Here is a 17,471-nt window from a genome sequence, read left to right as displayed (position 1 = left end):
CCGAGGGCGGTCAAAAATTTAAAGGAAAAAATCCATACGGAAATAGATCGGCGCTTCACGGTCCGTGATCGCTTCCGGTCGTTCCAAAGAGTGTGCAAAGGTCACGCTGGCCGCGACGTTCTTACCGCGCGCAAACAACTCCACCGAGTTGCTGCTCATGCGCCCGTGCTGCTCAGCGTTATAGCGGCCGTGGCTGATCACGCCCTGGTCGTAGCCGAGGCTGGTGCCGTATTCAGTGAACACTGGCTGCATCCAGGCCCAAGTCACCGGCCGGCTCCAGCGCAGGTCATTGCGCCAATAGCCGCCGCTGTCGCCCGCCAGCATTTGGTCTTTGTAGCCACGAATCGACGATTGTCCACCCAGGCTCATGCGCTGTGGGCTGAACAACACATCTTCGCTGTGCTGGCCGGTCATCAAACTGCTGAAGCTGAGGGACTCGCCCCAGAGTTTGAACGGGTACAGATAGCTCAGCGTGGCGGTGTATTTGCGGTAGCGCGCATCGGCCTGTCCAGGCTTTGGGTGGTGATTGGCCTGGGCATCGAATGCGCCGATGCCGTTTTGCATGCCAAGGTCAATATTGAGGAATGAGCCGCCGATACGCCGACCGTGGTTGATACCCAATTGCGCTTCACTGAGGCGGTTGCTGCTCAAGGCCAGCTTGCTGTCTTCGATGAAGTTGTTGGTACGAAGATAGGCAATGCCAGTGTTCAGGGATGTCTTGCTCAAAGCGTCACGATGGATAACCCGTTCCAGGCGCAACTGATGATTCTGGCTGTCGCCGGTCTGCTTGAACTTGAAGTTGTTGGCCTGGGCCTGGGAGCGATACTCAGTTTCGATGTAGCTGTACGAGAGGTTCCACCAGCCAAATGGAACGCTGTAGCTGAGCATCGAATTGCGTGAGGTGCGTTGATGATCGCTGACGGCATCGTGGCCGCCACGCAGCGAAAGCTGATCGGCCAGGCCGAGCGGGTTATCCCAGTCAAGACTGGCGCCCCACTGCTGCTCACCGGTGCTGCGCTGGCCGCCGTTATGCCGCGACAGACCTACACGCCAGGGCTTTTGCGGGGTGTTTTTGACCAGTACATCGCTGCCACCCACGGCTTTGCCCGGCGCCAGCTCCATCTGCGCCTGGTTCGACGGCAAGCGATTCAACTGATCGACCATCTGCTCGATTTCGCGCAGATTGAGCAGTTCGCCCTGCTTGCCGGGGAAACTCATGGTCAATTGGCGGTCGGTGATGCCACTGCCTTCGGCGCCCTTCAGGCTTTCCAGCCGGCCTTCGACCACCTGGATCTTGAGGTTGCCGCTGGAAAGGTCCTGCTGAAGCAGGTAGGCACGACTGGTAACCAGGCCTTTGGCCAAATAGCGGTCGGTGATGACCTTGAGCACTTCGTTGAGCTGCGGTACGCCCAGGCATTGGCCGATATAGGGCTTGATAAGACCCGTGCGCTCACCTTCGGTCAGCGCATCAGCACCACCCAGTTCGATGGTTTTGATCGGGAAGCAGCGGGTGTCGACAGGCGCGACCGGTGCAGCAGGCGCCGCGGACTTTCCAGGCAGGTCCTTGAGCTCTTCGATCCGCCGTTGCTGATCCTCAAGCAGGCGGTCCTGGCGATCCCGGATCAGGTCGGTGATGCCTGGGGCGTTCTGCGGCGTGGCGGCGTGCGCCCCTCCAACAATGCCCAGGCAAAAAAAAGCGGACAGCAGGCTGAACCTGGTCCGACGCTGTAAACGCCACATTCTCTAGATCCCTCTATGTGGCCTTAAGCCACCAATGGAGGGCGATCATAGGATGTCATTTTGATGGCGTCAATTAAGCGAGTAAGTTTGTTTGATCTCTAACACTCGGCGAATCACGCTGAAAAGTATGACTTTTTCGTCTGCACACTCATCATCGGCCACGGGCAATCAAGCGTTTTTTGCGTGGCACCCGTTTGACCTCAGGAAGAAAAAACCTCAGCGCCTTGACGTGCCGGCTGGTGATATCGAGGCATTTGCTGCCTGACCAATTGCGCCTGAACCCCCGCCACCGCATCGAGCACTCTCTGCGCCCACTGCTCATCCTGCGGGTCAACCACGACCACACGAAAGCCATGATCGTGACCTTCAATGCGCACGCCCTCGGAGTCATCCACGTGCAAATCAATATCGAAAGCCGGCGGGAATTTCGACGGTGTATTGGCCAGCCCGTGCGCACTGAGGGCGTCGTTATGCAGGGTGCTATTTACCACCCCGTCAACGCGGATGCCGTACAGCATCAACCAACGCCTGATATAGGAAGGTGCCCGACCCGACGAGGTATAGACCCAGATGCTGCAACCCTGGCGCCGCAGCTCGCGAGTCAGGGAACGGGTGCCAATACGCAGCGGCTCGCCCCACCAGCGATGGACGCAGGCTGGTAGCCAGCTGCTCTCCACGGCGGAGTGATGGAGCTGGCAGGCCAGGGTGTCGTCGATATCAAACGAGATCCGTACCTGCGGGCGCGTGAACGCGCGCGTGGACAGGGCTCGTACGACTCGGCGGGCGGACGTTCGGCATTTGCCCGCGAGTGTTGGATACCAACGCATCAGTGGCCTCCTCCATAGATGGGCTGCGGTGTGTCGCTCAAAAAAAACACCTTTGGATCAGGGGCCTGTTCCTCCAGGAAAGCCGCGTATTTTTTCTTGATCTTGGGCAATTCATACAACGCCTTGACGCCATGCTTGGCCGAGTTGCGGATCACCGAGGATGGGTTGAAATAGCCCTCGGCATTTTCCAGTGTCAGCACGAAGGGTGGTAAACCGGAGCGCATCAGCAGGTAGCTGACGATCAGCGAGCCGCTGCGGTTGTTACCTTCGATAAACAACTGCGGCTTGCTGAGGATACGTACATAGACACCCGCCGCCCGCTTCCAGACGGACTCACTGCGATACGCACAATACCAATTGAACAAGTCCTTGATGCCGCCTTCAACGTTGTTGAAGAAGTGCTCCTCGGTCGCGGCCAGGTGCTGGGCGTATTCCACCCGACGCGCCGGGTCTCGACCGCACAGGACCGTGGCATTGATCTCCAGCATCAAGTCCAGATGATGAAGATCAAACAGGTCGACACCCCGGGCCACATAGTCGTCAATCAGCGCGTAACCCTCAAGCACATTGAGCAGCACTTCGTCGGTCAAGGGGTCACGCGGCTCGGTAAATTGCGTGCTGAGCTCGGCGAAGCGGCCCTGCACTTTACGCAGGGCGCGTTCAATCGCTGACAAATCAAGACGATGGGTTACAGGCATTGATATTCCCGGGAAGACGTTGGCACAGGTACCGCCTTTATCGAACATGGATGGCTCAGCTGAACTTACCGCTGATGTAATCCTCGGTCATTTTTTCCCGTGGGTTGCCGAACACCTGGGTGGTCGGGCCCATCTCTACCAGATAGCCAGTGCGCGTGCCCTGGGAAATATCCACCGAGAAAAACGCCGTGGTATCCGCCACGCGGATGGCCTGCTGCATGTTGTGGGTCACCAGGGCGATGGTGTAGTCCTTCTTCAACTCCACCATCAGCTCTTCGACCCGGCGGGTCGCAATCGGGTCGAGTGCCGAGCAAGGCTCATCGAGCAGCAGCACTTCCGGCTCGGTGGCGATCGCACGGGCAATACACAAACGTTGCTGCTGACCGCCGGAAAGCGACAGGCCGCTGACCTTGAGCTTGTCCTTGACCTCGTCCCACAGCGCCGCACCCTGCAAGGCGTGCTTGACGCGATCGCCCAGGTCGCCCTTGTAGCGGTTCAGGCGCAGGCCGAACGCAACGTTGTCGAAGATGCTCATGGAAAACGGGTTGGGCTGCTGGAACACCATGCCGATGTAGCGGCGTACCACCACCGGATCGACGCCCTTGCCATACACGTCTTGGCCGAGGAAATGCACATGGCCTTCGAAACGAAAGCCCTTCACCAAATCGTTCATGCGGTTGAGGCTGCGCAGCACGGTACTTTTGCCGCAGCCCGACGGGCCGATGAAACCGGTGATCTTGTTTTTTTCAATCGGCACATGGCTGTCACGCACCGCCATGAAGTTGCCGTAGAAGATCCTGTCCAGCTTGCAGTCCATGACCACAGGCGACTGGGTGACAAACGGAGCGGCTACTTGCGCAGTTGATACGTTCAAATTCAGATGCTCCCGTTCTTAATACTTGGGCTTGCCGAAGATACGGCTGACGATATTGACGACCAGCACGATCATCACCAACACCAACGAGGCCGCCCAGGCGAGCTCGAGTTGGTTGTCGAAGGGCATGCCGGAGAAGTTGTAGATCAGCACCGCAAGGGAGGCGGTCGGGTTCATCACCGACAGGTCGCCGTCGTGGAAGATCCAGTAGTTGCTGAACAGCGCGGTAAACAACAGCGGCGCGGTTTCGCCCGCAGCGCGTGCCACGGCGAGCATCACGCCGGTGAGGATCGCCGGCAGGCCGGTGGGCAAGATGATTTTCCAGATCACCTGGGAACGGGTGCAGCCCATGCCGTAGGCGGCGTCCTTCATGACCTTGGGCACCATGCGCATCGACTCTTCAGCGGTCAGCACAACGATCGGCAGCATCAATACCGCCAATGCCACACCACCTGCGGGTGCCGAATAGGTGCCGGTAGTCATCACCACCAGCGCATAGGCAAACACCCCGGCCAGGATCGACGGCAGGCCCGTGAGCATCTTGGCGGCAAAGCGTGCGGTGTTCGCCAGCTTGCTGTCCGGTCCCAATTCGGCCAGGAAGATCGCGGCCAGGATGCCGACCGGCACCGCGATGGCGGCAGCAATGCCGACCATCACAAAGGTACCGGCCATCGCGTTGCCGAACCCGCCGCCGGTCTCGAAGCCGGTGGGCGGCAGTTCGGTGAACACCTCCAGGCTCAAGCGTGCGCCGCCACGGGTGATCAGCATGTAGAGCACGGAAATCAGCGGCACACTGGCGAGCAGCGCGCCAAGCCACACCAGCGTAGTCAACACCAGGCTACGCAGTGCACGCCCTTCGAATTTGCGTTGCAGGCTCGGCACCGCGGTTATAGGGGACGTGAGGTTAGTCATTGTTTAGTACCCCGCTGAGCGTAGAGCATGATCATGGAGCCGATAACGTTCACCAGCAGCGTGATGAACATCAACACGAGGGCGGCGTACATCAACACCTCGATCTCGTTGGGCCCGGCTTCGGGGAAGTTCAGTGCCAACAAGGCGGCCAGGGTATTGGCCGGCGCGAACAGCGAAAGTGAAATGTTGTTGGCGTTGCCCACCAGCATCGCCAGCGCCATGGTTTCGCCCAGTGCGCGGCCCAGGCCGAGTACCAGGGAACCGAAGATACCGGTGGCGGCGGATGGCACCATCACCTTGAGAATCGCTTCCCAGTGGGTGGTGCCCATGCCATAGGCGGCCTGTTTGGTTTTCATCGGCACGCTGGTCAGCGCGTCCTGGGACACGGCGGCAATCGTCGGCAGAATCATGATCGCCAATACCAGCGCCGCCGGCAGCAACCCGGGCCCGCTCAACGAGGTGCCGAAAAACGGTATCCAGCCCAGCTCGCTGTTCAACCAGGTGGTCAGGGGCCGGATCGCCGGGATCACCACGTAGATGCCCCACAGGCCATACACCACGCTGGGGATGGCCGCGAGCAATTCGACGATGGTACGAAATACCGCGGCCAGCTTCGCCGGCAGGAAATCCTGGGTCAGGAAAATCGCCATACTGACTCCGAAGGCGCCTGCAATCAGCAGCGCAATCAGGGCGCTGTAGAGCGTGCCCCAAATGGCCGGAAGAATGCCGTACTTGCCTTGGTTAACGTCCCAGACACTGCCAAGCAGCACGTCGAAGCCGTGCTTTTCCATGCCTGGAAGGGCCTTGCGTCCCACCTCGAATACCAGGGCGACGACCAACGCCAGAATCAGCACCACCCCGATTTTCGCAAGCGCACGGAAGGTGCGGTCTACCAGGAAATCCTTTGCCGAGGGAGGTTGGCAGGCAGAGTCCGGGTTAACCGGTACGACGAAAGGTTTGATCATTGGTCAATTCCGGAACAAAGGGGGAAACGCTTCCGGCATGGCTGGCAGCACACACCGGGAGCGGCCGCACGGGTATTACTGGATGTTGGCGGAGGCTTTGCGCACCTGATCGACCACCGATTGCGGCAGCGGGATGTAACCCATCGAATCGGCGATTTTCTGCCCTTCGGTCAGGCTGTATTCGACCATTTCGCGCATGGCCTTGGCCTTGGCCGGGTTACCGTTATCCTTGCGGAAGATCATCCAGGTGTAGGAAGTGATCGGGTAGGACTTGGCACCGTCCGGATCCGGCAACCAGGCCACCAGGCTTTCCGGCATCTTCACCGCGGCCAGGGCCTCGGCACCGCTTTCGGCGTTCGGCACCACATACTGGCCGGCCTTGTTCTGCAACTGGGCAAAGTCAACCTTGGCCAGCTTGGCGAAGCCGTATTCGATGTAGCCGATAGCGCCCGGCGTCTGGCGCACGGTGGCGGTCACGCCGTCGTTCTTGGGCGACTTGATAAACTTGTCGCTGGCCGGCCAGTTAACGGTGTTGCCCTCCCCCAGCGCCTGCTTGAACTCAGGGTTGATGGTCGCCAGGTGCTTGGTGAAGACCGCCGTGGTGCCGCTGGAGTCCGCACGTACCACCACGGTGATCGGCGTATCGGTCAGCTTCAGGTCCGGGTTGGCGGCCACGATCTGTGGGTCATTCCACTTGGTGATCTTGCCCAGGAAGATATTGGAGTAAACCTCGCGTGGCAGCTTGAGCCCCTTGGGATTGCCCGGCAGGTTATAGGCCAGCACGATTTCGCCCGCGGTCATCGGCAGCAACTGCACGCCTTCGGCCACCTTGGCGATGTCTTCGTCTTTCATGGCCGAGTCACTGGCGGCGAAATCGACGGTTTTGTTCAGGAAGTCCTGCACACCGGCGCCGCTGCCCTTGGATTGGTAGTCCACGGTGACGCCAGCGGTCTTCTTGCTGAAATCCTTGAACCAGGTGAGGTAGATCGGTGCAGGGAAGCTGGCGCCGGAACCGGTGAGGCGCACGTTCTCGGCGGCAAAGGTCATGGAGGAGGCACAAAGAGAAACCGTAACGGCCAGTGCTGCAGACTTCATCAAGCTTTTCATTAAAAGGAACTCGTTGTGGTGACGGGCTCCCGAACTGTGCAGCAGGGTTGTTACATTTTTATGAAAATTGAGTGGCAAACCGGGTTTTGTCCCGGTTTGCCACTACAGCCCTATATTTTTAGTGCATTGGTTAGTAACAAAATGCGACTAAAATGCTCGGATCCTCCAGCGCCTTAATGGTAGCCATCGCCAATCCTCACTTTGCCGCGAAATACGTAGTAGCTCCAGCAGGTGTACATCAGGATGATCGGCAGGATGAACAGCGTGCCAATCAGGATGAATAACTGGCTAGAGGGCGGCGATGCAGCGTCCCACAAGCTGATGGATGGCGGCACAATGTTCGGCCAGATGCTGAAGGCCAGGCCGATATACCCCAGAAATACCAGGACCAGGGTGAATACGAACGGCCAGTGCGAGTGATGTTGGCGTAAACTCTTCAACAGCCCCACCAGTGCCAGTACGCCCAGCAGCATCAGGCCGCCGAACATCACAATGTGCGCCTGGGCAAACCAGCGCAGGGCGATTTCCGGGTGCAGCCACGGCGTCCACACACACAGCACTGCCACCACCGCCATCAGCGCGAAGGCCAGGTAACGGCTGAACAGGCGCATGCGCGATTCGAGCATGCCTTCGGTCTTGACCAGCAACCAGGTGCTGCCCAGCAACGCATACGCCACCACCAGCCCGACCCCGCAGAACAACGGGAACGGCGACATCCAATCAAGATTGCCCCCGGCAAACTGGCGATTGACCACAGGAATGCCGGCGATGTAGGTGCCGATCACCACGCCCTGGCAGAAAGTCGCCAGGAACGAGCCGCCGATAAACGCCATGTCCCAGATATGCCGCTTCTGCGGGCTGGCCTTGAAGCGGAACTCAAACGCCACGCCACGAAAGATCAGCCCGGCCAGCATGAACATCAACGGCAGGTACAACGCCTCCAGGATCACTGAGTACGCCAGCGGAAACGCCCCATACAACGCCGCGCCGCCCAGCACCAACCACGTCTCGTTACCGTCCCACACCGGCGCCACGGTGTTCATCATCACGTCGCGTTCCTGCTCGTCCGGGATCAGCGGAAACAGGATGCCCAAGCCCAAATCGAAACCATCCATGATCACGTACATCATCACCCCGAAGGCAATGATTACGCCCCAGATCAACGACAGGTCTATACCTTGAATGCCCATGTGCAATCCCCTTGATCAGTTGGTGTGGTCGCCGGACGCGAGCGTCTCGGTGACGGCGGACAGGGGGCGGCGTGGTGTACGCTCCTGGCCGGGGCCGCCCTGTGGCGGATGGTCGTGATGGGGCTGCGGGCCTTTGCGCACCAACTTCATCATGTAGCCGATACCCACGGCGAATACAGAGAAGTAGATGAGCACAAACAACGCCAGGGAGATGCTCAATTGCGTAACGCTGTGATTGGACGCCGCGTCTGCGGTGCGCATCAGCCCGTAGACCACCCACGGCTGGCGCCCTACTTCGGTGGTGATCCAGCCGGCCAGCATGGCGATCAGCCCGGCCGGCCCCATGAACAACACCAGGCGCAGGAACAGGCGATTGCGATACAGCGCGCCGTTACGCCGCAAGGCGAAGCCCAGCAAGCCAGTAAGGATCATCAACATGCCCAGTCCGGCCATGATGCGGAAGCTGAAAAAGATGATGGTCGAGTTCGGCCGGTCCCCCTTGGGGAAGCTCTTGAGCGCCGGGATCTGTTTGTCCAGGCTGTGGGTGAGGATCAGGCTACCCAGGTACGGCACTTCGATTGCAAAGCGGGTCTTCTCGGCCTGCATGTCAGGGATGCCAAACAACACCAGCGGCGTCGCACCATCGCCGACGTTTTCCCAGTGCCCCTCAATGGCGGCAATTTTCGCCGGCTGATGCTCCAGAGTATTAAGGCCATGGGCATCACCCACGATTGCCTGGATCGGCGCCACGATCAGCGCCATCCACATGGCCATCGAGAGCATTTTGCGCACCGCCGGCGTGTCGTTGTTACGCAGCAGGTGCCAGGCCGCCGATGAGCCGACAAAGAACGCAGTGGCAACGAACGCGGCAATCGCCATGTGCGCCAGGCGGAACGGGAATGACGGGTTGAACACGATAGCGAACCAGTCCAGCGGCATCACCCGGCCATCGACGATGGAGAAGCCTTGAGGCGTTTGCATCCAGCTGTTGGACGCCAGGATCCAGAACGTCGAGATCAACGTACCGATGGCGACCATTACCGTGGAAAAGAAGTGCAGGCCTCGCCCTACCCGGTTCCAGCCAAACAGCATGACCCCGAGGAAGCCCGCCTCCAGGAAGAACGCCGTCAGCACCTCATAGGTGAGCAACGGTCCGGTGATGCTGCCGGCAAAGTCCGAGAAGCGGCTCCAGTTGGTGCCGAACTCGTAGGCCATGACCAGGCCCGAGACCACGCCCATGCCAAAGTTGACGGCGAAGATTTTCGACCAGAAGTGATACAGGTCCTTGTAGACCGCGTTGTTGGTTTTCAGCCACAAGCCTTCGAGCACCGCCAGGAAACTGGCCAGGCCGATGGTGATGGCGGGGAAAATAATGTGAAACGAGACCGTGAAGGCGAATTGAATTCGCGCAAGATCCAGCGCCTCGAGATTTAACATGGCAATACCCTTATGGAAACTTGATGCGCACGCGCACCTAGCCCGGCGTGCCTCAGGCCTCGTGGCCTGGGGCAAACGGATGTGCAGTGATCAGGGAAACCCAGGGCGCCGTAATGGCCGCCCCGGTACGGCTCAAGCGCCGTGGGACTGGATCAGATTGCTGGCCGGCGCGGGTTCAAGCCGGATGGCGATGAACTTCGACGTCGGGGTAAAGGTGCGGTCGCCATAGCTTTCCAGCGGCACCAATGGGTTGGTTTCGGGGTAATAGGCGGCGGCCTGCCCGGCGGGAATGTCATAGGCGATCAAGGTGAAGCCGCTGACCCGACGCTCACGGCCATCGCCCCACAGCGAGACCATGTCGACTTTCTGCCCCGGCTCGTAGCCCAGCTTGCGGATGTCCTGTTCATTGACGAACACCACATCGCGCATGCCATAGACGCCGCGATAACGGTCATCGAGCCCGTACAGGGTGGTGTTGTACTGGTCATGGGAACGCATGGTCTGCAGGATCAGCTCCGGCTTGACGTCCAGGTTGCGCACGCCTTCGCTGACCAGGTGCGCCGGCAACACGCTGGAGACAAACTGGGCTTTGCCGGTGTCGGTTTTCCAGATGCGTCGCGCTGCGTCGTTGCCCAGGTGGAAACCGCCCGGGTGCAGCAGTTTGGTGTTGAAGTCCTTGAAGCCGGGAATGGTGTCGGCAATCAGGTCGCGGATGCGGCCGTAGTCCGCCACGGTCCACAGCCAGTCAATCGGGTGCTTGCCCAGGGTCGCATTGGCGATCCCGGCGATGATTGCCGGTTCCGAACGCATCAGCGGCGACTTGGGTTTCAGCTGGCCGTGGGAGATGTGCACCATGCTGAAAGTGTCTTCAACGGTCACGCCTTGCGGGCCTTCTGCCTGGATGTCGATATCGGTCCGGCCCAGGCACGGCAGGATCAAGGCTTCGCGACCCGTCACCAGATGGCTGCGGTTGAGCTTGGTGGCGATGTGCACGGTGAGATCGCACTTGCGCAGCGCCGCATGGGTGCGCGGGGTGTCCGGCGTGGCTTGGGCAAAATTGCCGCCCAGGCCGATGAAGACCTTGGCGCGCCCTTCTTCCATGGCAGCAATCGCCATGACCGTGTTGTGACCATGGCGGCGCGGTACCTTGAAGTCAAAGCGTGCTTCCAATGCGTTAATCAACTCCGGCGGCGCCAGTTCGTTGATGCCCATGGTGCGGTCGCCTTGCACGTTGCTATGGCCGCGCACGGGCGACAGCCCCGCCCCTGGCCGGCCGATGTTGCCGCGCAACAGTTGCACGTTGATGATTTCCTGCACGGTCAGCACCGAGTGCGTGTGCTGGGTCACGCCCATCGCCCAACACATGATCACCCGCTTGGCGCGCCGGTACATACGTGCGGCCAGCTCGATATCCTCAAGGCTCAGGCCCGATTGCTCGACGATATGCTCCCAGGAAGTCGCGTCCACTTGCGCCAGGTAGCGCTCCAGGCCCGAGGTATGCTGGGCAATGAAAGCGCGGTCGAAAACTGCCTCGCCATCGTTCTCCAAGGCTTCACGTTCCCATTTGAGCAGGAACTTGGCGATGCCGCGAAAAGCTGCCATGTCGCCGCCCAAGGCCGGGCGAAAGTACGCCGACGAGGTAGGTTCGGAACCATTGGTGAGCATCTCCAGAGGATGCTGCGGGTGTTGGAAACGCTCCAGCCCACGCTCCTTGAGCGGGTTGAAACAAATCACCTGAGCGCCGCGCTTTACCGCCTCGCGCAGTGGCTCAAGCATGCGGGGGTGGTTGGTGCCGGGGTTCTGGCCGATGACGAAAATCGCGTCGGCTTCTTCCAGGTCATCGAAAGTCACCGTGCCTTTGCCCACGCCGACACTGTCGTCCATGCCCAGGCCGCTGGCTTCGTGGCACATGTTCGAACAATCGGGAAAGTTATTGGTGCCGTAGGCGCGAACGAACAGCTGGTACAGATAAGCCGCTTCGTTACTGGCGCGCCCCGAGGTATAGAACTCGGCCTGGTCCGGCGACTCCAGCTCGTTGAGGTGCTTGGCGATCAGGGCAAAGGCATCGTCCCAAGAGATTTCGACATAACGGTCCAGGGAGTCGTCATAGCGCATCGGGTGGGTCAAGCGGCCCTGGTATTCGAGCCAATAGTCACTTTGCGCTGCCAGCGACGACACCGTGTATTTGTTGAAGAACGCCGGGTTGACCAGGCGCCCGGTGGCTTCCCAGTTGACCGCCTTGGCGCCGTTCTCGCAGAACTTGACCATGCCGCTTTCAGGCGACTCGCCCCAGGCGCAACCGGGGCAGTCGAAACCGCCGTTCTGGTTGGTCTTGAGCATCGCGCGGATGTTCTTGAGCGCGTTTTCACTGCCCAGCCAGTTTTTCGTCACCGCGATCAGCGCGCCCCAACCGGCGGCCGCCCCCTTGTAGGGTTTATAACGCTCAACTTCGCTCATGATGCTTCTCCAGGACTTCACGCATAGGCAGCGCCTAACTTAAAGCCTTTATTGGTGGTTATTTTCAGGCATTGCAGAACGCAAACAGTGTTTGCACCGATCTTTCCACGGTCTCAAAATCGGTTTACATATTCAGGCTAGGCCCTGCAAAAACATCTGTCTAATCACAAATAATGACCACGCCATCGATAACATCGATCACCATTAAAGTCGTTATTTTTCATAGTGATATGAGCTTAAAAAATCTAAATAAAATCGCTATAGATTTCATCGATCACTCAGTTGCTAATAGTGATTAGACGCCCTTCAAAAACAACTTTAGGCTTGAATCAAATAAGGCTCTCATCTCTGTCGAGCGCTCAAAAACAACGCCATGGCTACGCTCTTATTGAGCCGCAGCCGGAGGTTTCCATGACCGATAAGATCCTGATGGATAGTTTTTCTCGCCGGGTCGACTACCTCAGAATGTCGGTGACCGACCGCTGCGATTTCCGTTGTGTGTATTGCATGGCCGAAGACATGCAGTTCCTGCCGCGCCAGCGCATCCTCACGCTGGAGGAGCTGTATCAACTGGCTGAAAGCTTCGTAGCGCTGGGCACTCGCAAAATCCGCCTGACCGGCGGCGAGCCGCTGATTCGCCCGGGCGTGGTTGACCTGTGCCAGCGCATCGCCGCCCTCCCCGGCCTGCGCGAGCTGTGCATGACCACCAACGGCTCACAGCTGGGCAAGCTCGCCGCCCCCTTGTTCGAGGCTGGCGTGAAGCGCCTGAATATCAGCCTCGACAGCCTCGACCCCCAGCGCTTTCGCGAACTGACGCGCACCGGCGACCTGGCCAAGGTCATCGCCGGTATCGACGCCGCGAATGCTGCAGGCTTTCAACACACCAAACTCAACTGCGTGGTAATGAAAGGCCGCAACGATCACGAGATCAACGACCTGGTAGCGTTCGCCATCGAACGCAGCGTGGATATCAGCTTTATCGAGGAAATGCCCTTGGGCGTGATCAGCGAACACAGCCGTGCCGAGGCGTTCTACTCCAGCGCGCAAGTGCGCGAGCGCATCGCCGAACGCTACACCCTGATCGACTCGGCCGAATCGACCCAGGGCCCTTCACGCTACTGGCGCCTGGCCGAAGCGCCGCATATCCGCCTGGGCTTTATTTCCCCCCACAGCCACAACTTCTGCGGCACCTGCAACCGCGTGCGGCTGACCGTAGAAGGCCGCTTGCTGTTGTGCCTGGGCAACGAGCATTCGGTCGACCTAAAGGAGGTGCTGCGCCGTTATCCGGGTGAACCACAACGGCTGGAGCACGCCATCCTCGAGTCGATGAAGATCAAGCCTTATCGACACAACTTCGAGCTCAACGATGATGTGCAGGTGGTGCGTTTCATGAACATGACCGGCGGCTAATCGACCCGGCTTTCCCTTTTTTGTATCGAGCTGCCCCGAGGTGCCCCATGCACGAGGGCAGCGGCGGTGAACAGCTCGTACTGGATGAGTCCCTGCACACCATTGCAGACGTCAGGCAATTCCTATGCGCCCGCGGTGAGACCTGGCAGCAGGTGCTGGGTGAAACCAGCCTGACGACTTTGGGTGCGCCGCTGGACCTGTGGGAGGGGGCTTGCTCCCGATGGCGGCCTGACAGGCGACCAGAATGCTGGATCAAGACTGATTACTCTTGCCCGACCACTCGGTACCTCGCCAAGGCGCGGCGTGCGCGAATCAGAACAACTCAGAGAACGGTATGAACCGCACCGTATCACCGGCCTGCAACGTGCTTCCCTCGCAAATTTCAACCAACCCATCCGCCCACGAAGCACCCAGCATCACCCCGGAACTCTGGTTCGGATACAGCACCGCCCTGCCCGCCTCGATCCTGGCGCGCAGGTATTCGCGGCGACTGCCGGCCCTGGGCCAGTCAAACCCCACACTCACCGCAAAGCTCATCGGCGTGACATCATCGACGCCCTGGATGCGCAACAGATATGCCCGCGCCAGCAGCCCGAAGGTCACCAGCGCCGAGGCCGGGTTGCCGGGCAGGCCAATCACTGGCACACGGCCAAATGAACCGACGGTCAGGGGTTTGCCCGGTTTGATTGCAAGTTTCCAGAACAACGGCTTGCCGCATTCACGCAGTACCTGGCCGAGGCAGTCGGCATCGCCGGCCGACACGCCGCCGGTGGTCAGGATCAGGTCAGCGGCGTGCTGCAACTGCTCCAGCTTGAGCCGAGTCAGTTGCGGCTGGTCGGGAAGAATGCCACCGTCGATGACCTCACACCCCAGCGCGCCCAGCCAATGGCTGAGCAAGGTGCGGTTGCTGTTGTAGATGCAGCCAGGCTTGAGCGGCGTGCCCGGCTCGGCCAGTTCATCGCCGGTGGACAGCAGCGCCACCCGTGGACGGCGTACCACCGATACATGGGTGCAGCCCTGGGCCGCTGCAACGGCCAACTCGAAAGGGCCGAGTCGCTTGCCGGCCTGCAGTAATACCTCACCGGCGCGGTTTTCCTGGCCTTGGGCGCGGATATTCTGGCCCTCGCGCAACGGCTGGGCGAAGTGCACGCGCGCATCGTCCAGCACCTCGGCGTTCTCCTGCATCTCGACGCAATTGGCACCGTCCGGCACCGGTGCGCCAGTGAAGATGCGCACACAAGTGCCGGGCTGCAGCGGCTCAGGCTCTTGACCGGCGAAGACCTGTTGCGACACCGGCAGTGGCTGGCCCCGCCAACCCGTGAGGTTCAGGGCGTAGCCGTCCATGGCACTGTTGGGCCAGGGCGGCAGGTCCAGGGTCGCCACCAAGTCATTGGCCAGCACCCGTTGCCGGGCATCGCTGAGCAACACCGACTCGCTGTCTTGCAGGCGGTGTTCCTGGGCCAGGGCCAACAATGCAGCAATGGCCTCCTCCACCGACATCAGCGCGGCGCGGCTCATCCCCGTGTGCCACACAGTGCGATCGGCTTGAGATGCGGCACAAAATTACAAGGGCGGTGACGCGCATCGAGCTGCTCGGCAAGAATACCTTCCCACGCAGTACGGCAAGCCCCGGTCGAGCCCGGCAGGCAGCACACCAGCGTGCCGTTGGCCAGCCCGGCCAAGGCGCGGCTCTGCACCGTGGAAGTACCAATATCAAGAATCGAGATCGCCCGAAACAGCTCACCGAAACCGTCAATGTGCTTATCCAGCAAACATCCCACTGCCTCGGGAGTGCTGTCGCGGCCGGTAAAACCGGTGCCGCCGGTAATCAATACCACCTGCACGCGCTCATCGGCGATCCAGGTCGCCACCTGGGCGCGGATTTTATACAGGTCATCCTTGAGCAGATTGCGCTCCACCAGGCTGTGCCCGGCTTCCAACAGACGGCTGACCAGCAATTGCCCGGAGGTGTCATTGGCATATTCGCGGGTATCGCTGACCGTCAACACGGCAATATTCAAGGGTACAAACAATGCATCCGACGTTACGCTCATGTGATTCTCCGGCAGGCGATTATCAAGACAATGGCCGCAGGCTAAAGCGCTGAAACGATGGCTGTCTAATCGTTACGGCTGACCGGGTTATCGAGCGTTTCTATCACGGCTTTTACAGGCGGCCCTGGACTGTTATCGAGTGCATCAATCGCGTCGTCAATACAGGTGATTGGACGTGCCTGCCGTTACAATGAGATCGTCTGTTCATTCATTCGTCGGGTTACGCGGGTTTCCAGCACCTCGCGCCTCGAACGGCTCTCACTTATTCCCAGGCAGGTGCCTTAATGGACATAAAGCAACTCAAATTCCTGATCGCGCTGGAGCAGACCCGGCACTTCGGCCAGGCTGCCGCACGCTGCCACATCACCCAGCCGACCCTGTCGATGCGCCTGCGCAACCTGGAAGATGAGCTGGGCCTGGAGCTGGTCACCCGCGGCCAGCGCTTCGAAGGCTTCACCCAGGCCGGTGAGCGCGTGCTGGCCTGGGCCCGGACCCTGCTTGCCGCCCACGATGGCTTGTTCGCCGAAGCCGCCGCGTGCCGTGGCCAGTTGGTCGGTAACCTGCGCCTGGGCCTGGTGCCGCTTAGCGGGTTCAACCCGATCAGCTACATCCAGGGTTTGTCCCACACCTTCCCGGAACTCAAGTTCAGCCTGACCTCCATGAGTTCGGACAAGATTATCGAGGCCCTGGGCACCAACCAATTGGACCTGGGCGTGTGCTACCTGGACCATGTGAACGCCAACTATCTGGATTTTTTCGAATTGGGCGAGACCCGCGTCGGCCTGCTCTACGACACCCGTCATTTCCATTTCGACGGCACGGAAATGAGCTGGGAAGACGCGGCCGAATTGCCCCTGGGGATGATCAGTAATGGCATGCACTACCGCAAGTCCATCGACCTGAGCTTCCGCAGCCGCGGCCTCGATCCGCAGCCCATCCTTGAAAGCGATTCGACGTACCAACTGTTCCAGGCCATCCACGAGGGCTTCTGCTGCGCGATCATGCCCCTGGACAGCGGCCTGGAGAGCCCGATCGAGAACCTGGCGTTCATCAACCTGCCGGACGCCAGCGTTCTCGCGCCCCTGGGCATGGTGATGCGCAAGACCGAACCACGCTCGGCCATTGCCGAGAAGTGTTTTGCCGAGGCCAGGAAGTTGTTCGCGACCAAGACCGAGGTCTGACGCGCATAAAAAAGGCGCTCCGTAGAGCGCCTTTTTACCGCCGTTTGCTTTACTGCACACTTACCTGACGCAGTTCAGGCTTGGCCTCGCCGCCAATCGTGATGCGTTTTGGCTTGGCCTCTTCAGGCACCTCACGCAGCAGGTCAATGCTCAGCAACCCGTTGGTCAGGGCTGCGCCACGCACTTCGATGTGGTCCGCCAAGCGGAACGACAACCGGAAGGCACGCTGGGCAATGCCCTGGTGCAGGTAAGCGACCTTATCGTCGGTTTCGCGTTTTCCGCCGGAAACCGTCAAGACACCCCTTTCGACCTGGATATCCAGGTCCTCCTCGGTCAGGCCAGCGACGGCGATGACAATGCGGTAGGCGTCGTCACCGTGCTTTTCCACGTTATGAGGCGGATAGGAATTCGGAGCCTCGCTACGCAGCGCCGACTCGAACAGGTCATTGAAGCGATCAAAGCCCACCGATTGACGGAACAGTGGGGCCAACGAAAGGGTAGTAGCCATTTTAAAATCTCCTGAGTTTCTCCAAGTGATTTAGTACGCGACCCGAGTTCGGCATCGCGTGATCAAAAATTTATGGACGAGAAAACGGAATTCAAGGGGGCCATAAGAAAT

Annotated in this window: 15 protein-coding genes; 2 read left to right on the top strand and 13 right to left on the bottom strand. The window is 59.9% G+C overall.

Annotation, left to right across the window (positions count from 1 at the left end):
- Positions 1-18: 18 nt before the first annotated feature.
- The 10 genes from QZR30_RS08345 to QZR30_RS08300 form a co-directional block, all read right to left on the bottom strand.
- Entirely contained in the window at positions 19-1,740 is a 1,722-nt protein-coding gene (locus QZR30_RS08345) for a ShlB/FhaC/HecB family hemolysin secretion/activation protein (RefSeq protein WP_311903170.1), read from the bottom strand.
- Positions 1,741-1,940: 200 nt separating this feature from the next.
- Positions 1,941-2,567: a hypothetical protein gene (locus QZR30_RS08340; RefSeq protein WP_046068254.1), complete on the bottom strand. Its 627-nt coding sequence runs from the start codon at positions 2,565-2,567 to the stop codon at positions 1,941-1,943.
- The gene (locus QZR30_RS08335) at positions 2,567-3,265 is read right to left on the bottom strand and encodes a hypothetical protein (protein ID WP_046068255.1); all 699 of its coding nucleotides are present in this window, start codon (positions 3,263-3,265) and stop codon (positions 2,567-2,569) included. Before QZR30_RS08335 ends, QZR30_RS08340 begins: the two co-directional genes overlap by 1 nt.
- 55 nt (positions 3,266-3,320) lie before the next feature.
- A complete protein-coding gene (pstB, locus tag QZR30_RS08330) occupies positions 3,321-4,082 on the bottom strand; it encodes a phosphate ABC transporter ATP-binding protein PstB (RefSeq protein WP_043047778.1) in 762 nt (253 codons plus the stop codon).
- 75 nt (positions 4,083-4,157) lie between these two features.
- Positions 4,158-5,051 (bottom strand): phosphate ABC transporter permease PstA, encoded by an 894-nt coding sequence (pstA, locus tag QZR30_RS08325; RefSeq protein ID WP_046068256.1) that lies wholly within the window; start codon positions 5,049-5,051, stop codon positions 4,158-4,160.
- Positions 5,048-6,016 (bottom strand): phosphate ABC transporter permease subunit PstC, encoded by a 969-nt coding sequence (gene pstC / locus QZR30_RS08320; protein ID WP_046068257.1) that lies wholly within the window; start codon positions 6,014-6,016, stop codon positions 5,048-5,050. Before pstC ends, pstA begins: the two co-directional genes overlap by 4 nt.
- 75 nt (positions 6,017-6,091) lie before the next feature.
- The gene (gene pstS, locus QZR30_RS08315) at positions 6,092-7,123 is read right to left on the bottom strand and encodes a phosphate ABC transporter substrate-binding protein PstS (RefSeq protein WP_046068258.1); all 1,032 of its coding nucleotides are present in this window, start codon (positions 7,121-7,123) and stop codon (positions 6,092-6,094) included.
- A gap of 173 nt (positions 7,124-7,296) precedes the next feature.
- Positions 7,297-8,313, bottom strand: coding sequence for a cytochrome d ubiquinol oxidase subunit II (gene cydB, locus QZR30_RS08310; RefSeq protein WP_046068259.1), 1,017 nt, complete (start codon positions 8,311-8,313; stop codon positions 7,297-7,299).
- Between the two features lie 15 nt (positions 8,314-8,328).
- Positions 8,329-9,750 (bottom strand): cytochrome ubiquinol oxidase subunit I, encoded by a 1,422-nt coding sequence (locus QZR30_RS08305; RefSeq protein ID WP_046068260.1) that lies wholly within the window; start codon positions 9,748-9,750, stop codon positions 8,329-8,331.
- A gap of 132 nt (positions 9,751-9,882) precedes the next feature.
- Complete coding sequence (locus QZR30_RS08300; RefSeq protein ID WP_046068261.1) at positions 9,883-12,207, bottom strand: FdhF/YdeP family oxidoreductase; 2,325 nt, start codon at positions 12,205-12,207, stop codon at positions 9,883-9,885.
- A gap of 411 nt (positions 12,208-12,618) precedes the next feature.
- Between QZR30_RS08300 and moaA the strand changes: the two genes are divergently transcribed.
- The gene (gene moaA / locus QZR30_RS08295; protein WP_059397291.1) at positions 12,619-13,617 is read left to right on the top strand and encodes a GTP 3',8-cyclase MoaA; all 999 of its coding nucleotides are present in this window, start codon (positions 12,619-12,621) and stop codon (positions 13,615-13,617) included.
- Positions 13,618-13,929: 312 nt separating this feature from the next.
- Here moaA and QZR30_RS08290 read toward each other — a convergent pair whose 3' ends face one another.
- Positions 13,930-15,135 carry a molybdopterin molybdotransferase MoeA gene (locus QZR30_RS08290; RefSeq protein WP_056847715.1) on the bottom strand — a complete coding sequence of 402 codons (1,206 nt, stop codon included), beginning with the start codon at positions 15,133-15,135 and terminating at the stop codon, positions 13,930-13,932.
- On the bottom strand, positions 15,132-15,671 hold the full coding sequence (moaB, locus tag QZR30_RS08285) for a molybdenum cofactor biosynthesis protein B (RefSeq protein ID WP_056847714.1): 540 nt from the start codon (positions 15,669-15,671) through the stop codon (positions 15,132-15,134). The genes QZR30_RS08290 and moaB overlap by 4 nt, the downstream gene beginning before the upstream one ends.
- Positions 15,672-15,955: 284 nt before the next feature.
- On the opposite strand from moaB, the gene QZR30_RS08280 reads away from it, so the two are divergent.
- Entirely contained in the window at positions 15,956-16,852 is an 897-nt protein-coding gene (locus QZR30_RS08280; RefSeq protein ID WP_046068266.1) for a LysR family transcriptional regulator, read from the top strand.
- 49 nt (positions 16,853-16,901) lie between these two features.
- On the opposite strand, the gene QZR30_RS08275 is transcribed toward QZR30_RS08280, so the two are convergent.
- Positions 16,902-17,360: an Hsp20 family protein gene (locus tag QZR30_RS08275; protein WP_046068267.1), complete on the bottom strand. Its 459-nt coding sequence runs from the start codon at positions 17,358-17,360 to the stop codon at positions 16,902-16,904.
- Positions 17,361-17,471: the final 111 nt, after the last annotated feature.

Origin of the sequence: Pseudomonas sp. rhizo25 (assembly GCF_031931935.1) — a bacterium.
In the GTDB taxonomy this organism is placed as follows: Bacteria; Pseudomonadota; Gammaproteobacteria; order Pseudomonadales; family Pseudomonadaceae; genus Aquipseudomonas; species Aquipseudomonas synxantha.
The sequence above is the reverse complement of the archived record's forward strand: the minus strand, read 5'-3'. Positions and strand labels throughout refer to the sequence as shown.